Genomic DNA, 3048 nt, shown 5'->3' on the forward strand with positions numbered 1-3048 from the left:
GGGATAGAATCACCTCCTCCTGGCCCTTCGTCTGCAAGGTGTTAAAATGGCCCTGTTTTAGCCCCTCTGACGTGCTCAATTGCTTTTGCAATGTCTTCACCCGTTCGGCCGCTGCGCTGTTCTCCTGGGCCAATTCTGCTAGCTTCCTGGCCCGTTCACGCTCCTGGCCTACCTGATACCCTATTTCGGCCGCAATGCGCGCCTCCTGCTCGGCCTTCCACTGGTCGCGGCCCAAAAGAGGCACCTCGGCCAATTTGAACGGCTCCGCTGCCGGCGTGGGCTTGGCCAGTTCCGCCACTTGCTGCGCGGTCTTGGCCTCCTGGGTGTACTGCCGGCGCATGGGCTGGTGCTCGGCCTGGCTGTGCTCGATGCCGCGCTCAAACCCGTGTGGGGCCATTGCCTGGGCATAGTCGGTTTGGAGCTGGCGCAAGCCCTCGCGGTTGAACACGTCCTTCGCGCTCAGCCGCCCATCGGGAGTAATGGGCACGATAACGGCGTGAACGTGCGGGGTCTTTTCGTCCTGGTGCAGCGTGAACGAAACCACGTTTTTCTCCCCGTACTTCTCCTTTAAAAAGTTCAAATTGTCCTGCGCCCATTTACTCTTAGAGTAGTCAGCAGCTCGCCCGTCCTGCCCACGAACAAACCCCTCCGGGCTGCCCGTCATGATGACCTCCACCGCCCGCACCTGGTCGGGCCGAACCTTGCGCGTTACCTCCTGCGCAATGCGGGCCTCGGCTAACGTCCAGTAGTCTGTTTTCTCGTGGTTGAGGTATTCCCGGTTGGGGTGCTGCGGGGCCGGGTCGGCGTTGCTCACCTCGTGCTGGCGGTAATTGTGGGTCGTCGCGTTGTGGGCGTGTACTTGGCTCGTAATCTTGGCGATGCGGATGATGGCGTAAGGCATAGACGGGGGGCAGTGGGGAACAAAAGGGAAAGAAAGATAGTCACGAGCTGCACGGCCCCCAAAGGGGCACACACCAAATTCAGGGGCCTTGCGTAGCTTGGCCCCTGAATTTGGTATAGTGTGTTACACCATTTGCATGGTCTGGGCTTTCGTGCTGCTCCCCCCTACGCCTCTCTTTCCCTTTTGTTCCCCACTGCCCCCTCGACCGGCCCAAATCATCACCCTAAAAATTCCCCGTCTGGGCGGAGTAGTTCATCTTATTATCCCCCCCCCAGTCCTGGCTTGCTACTTCGCTACCTGGGCGGGATACTTGGTCAGCAGCTCAGCCCGCACCTTCGCTTCCTGCTCTGGCCCGCTCCAAGCTAAATGCTCCAGTATGGCCGGTGCTAATTGCTGGCCCTTCTCCCCGCTACCCGCTACAACCATGAATGCCGCCCGGACTTTGAACCCCTGGGCACAAAATCGCCGCAATAGGTCGGCCGCGTGTCCTCCTTGGTGCACTGAATAGGTAAATAACTTGTTCTGCTGCCCGTCTGGACAATCCGCATAAAACCGGAGAGAGTACAAATTAAAAGTAGTTAAAACGTCTGGTTCTAAAATAGCAAATAGGCGGTCAAATGCCTCTTTATCCTCAATGAAATTACGTATGGTATTAGGCTTTGGCCCGGTACCGTCATAGTCCTCTCCGATAAAGCCAGCAGCTCGGAGCAGGGCTGTTTTATGGTCGTTTTCAGCCTGTACTACCATCTGCTCCATATGTAGGCTAAAATCAAGTTCGAGCACATCAAAATAGAATCCGAAGTAAGTGGTTTTCATATGGATTTGGGGTTGTTAGCTGCTAATCGCTTGCGTTTATCCTCAATGATTTCTTGCGTCTTATCGGCAGAAACCATCTTTTTAGGCTTTTGTACTGCTGGCTTCGCTACCTCTATGAATAGGTCTAGTTGAGCCTCGTTCACCTCCTTTTTCTTCTTGATATATGTCTTGGCAAAAGTTACCCGGTTGCCATTAAAGACAACCAAGGGGTTTATGAAGTATTTATAACTCCTTGTACTACGGGCAATTATGCCACATTCGACCAAGCAAGCCAGACCAGTTAGTACGTTATTCCGGTGGGTGTATTGGGTATACACCATACAGTCTTCCATATCAAAATAGAAGTAGTCTTCCTTGATTTTCAGCCTGGTAAGGATGTAGCCAAACACCCTAATAGCAGGCTTAGTAAGCTCCCAAAAGGCGGCAAATTGACTTAAATACACCTTTGCGAACTGGGCTTCATCCACCTCTACATAGCGCATAAAAGCACTATGGCCCGATACCTCGCCAGTACCAGAATCCACGATTAATTGGATTTCCTTATTGCTCTGGGGACGGATAAGCTGGGTCTTCTGAACAATTTTAATGTCCTCAATAGCCCTTTCAACGAACGGGTTTTCTTCAAATTCCGCTTGTTTTGTTAGCGATTTGTACTTCATGGTAGTTGGATTTGGTTAGCAAAAAATCAAAAAAAGGCTAACTTTTCGTTATCCCAAAGATAACACTTTGTTAGCTTAACAAACCGTAAAGGCTAACGAAATTTCACCTTTTTTGTACTCAATTAGCTAACCAAAAAATAGCTACTAGCTAACATCTCGTTAGCTAGTAGCTAACAAGCCCCTACTGATTATCAATACGTTATGAGGGTTTGCTTCTTAGGTTCTTATATCCGGTGAAAAAAGCGTCTTTTTGAGTGCGTTTTTTTCGGTGGTCAATAAGACGAACTATTCCGCCCTACTGGTTGAGTTTTTAGGGATGGGTTAGCCTATTCCCTGGCCTCGGCTCCTGGTCTGGCTCTTGGCCTGCTGTGCGGTTCGCTCGACGGCGGCCGTGAACTGCGGGCCTATGGCCTGACCGTTGGGCTGCACCTCCGCCGTTTTGAACCTGGCCCCCGTTTGCTCATGCACCAGTACCGTGCCTTTGGTCTGCTCGTCGCGCTCGACCCGATAGCCAGCCGCCTTCAGCTTGCCCTGGAAGTCGGCCCCGTCCTTCACGGGTTTGGCTAGGGTCTGCTCTAGCGTGGTCACGAGCGCCTGGCGCGTTTCCTCACGCACTTCCTGCCCAAACTGGCGCAAATCGGGCAAATCGGCCCCCTGGGCGTACTGCACGGC

4 protein-coding genes are annotated in these 3048 nt (G+C 52.7%); all 4 read right to left on the bottom strand.

What is annotated here, in order from left to right; genetic code table 11:
• Positions 1–901 (bottom strand): MobV family relaxase (mobV, locus tag BLW21_RS20855; protein ID WP_092744033.1); only part of this gene is annotated, 901 nt, incomplete at its 3' end.
• Positions 902–1186: 285 nt separating this feature from the next.
• On the bottom strand, positions 1187–1717 hold the full coding sequence (locus BLW21_RS20860) for a hypothetical protein (RefSeq protein WP_092744035.1): 531 nt from the start codon (positions 1715–1717) through the stop codon (positions 1187–1189).
• Positions 1714–2376, bottom strand: coding sequence for a RepA protein (locus BLW21_RS20865; protein WP_175471084.1), 663 nt, complete (start codon positions 2374–2376; stop codon positions 1714–1716). Before BLW21_RS20865 ends, BLW21_RS20860 begins: the two co-directional genes overlap by 4 nt.
• Before the next feature lie 321 nt (positions 2377–2697).
• The coding region (locus tag BLW21_RS21700; RefSeq protein ID WP_175471085.1) for a hypothetical protein at positions 2698–3048 on the bottom strand (351 nt) is incomplete at its 5' end.

Origin of the sequence: Hymenobacter psychrophilus, assembly GCF_900107135.1 — a bacterium.
GTDB lineage: Bacteria > Bacteroidota > Bacteroidia > Cytophagales > Hymenobacteraceae > Hymenobacter > Hymenobacter psychrophilus.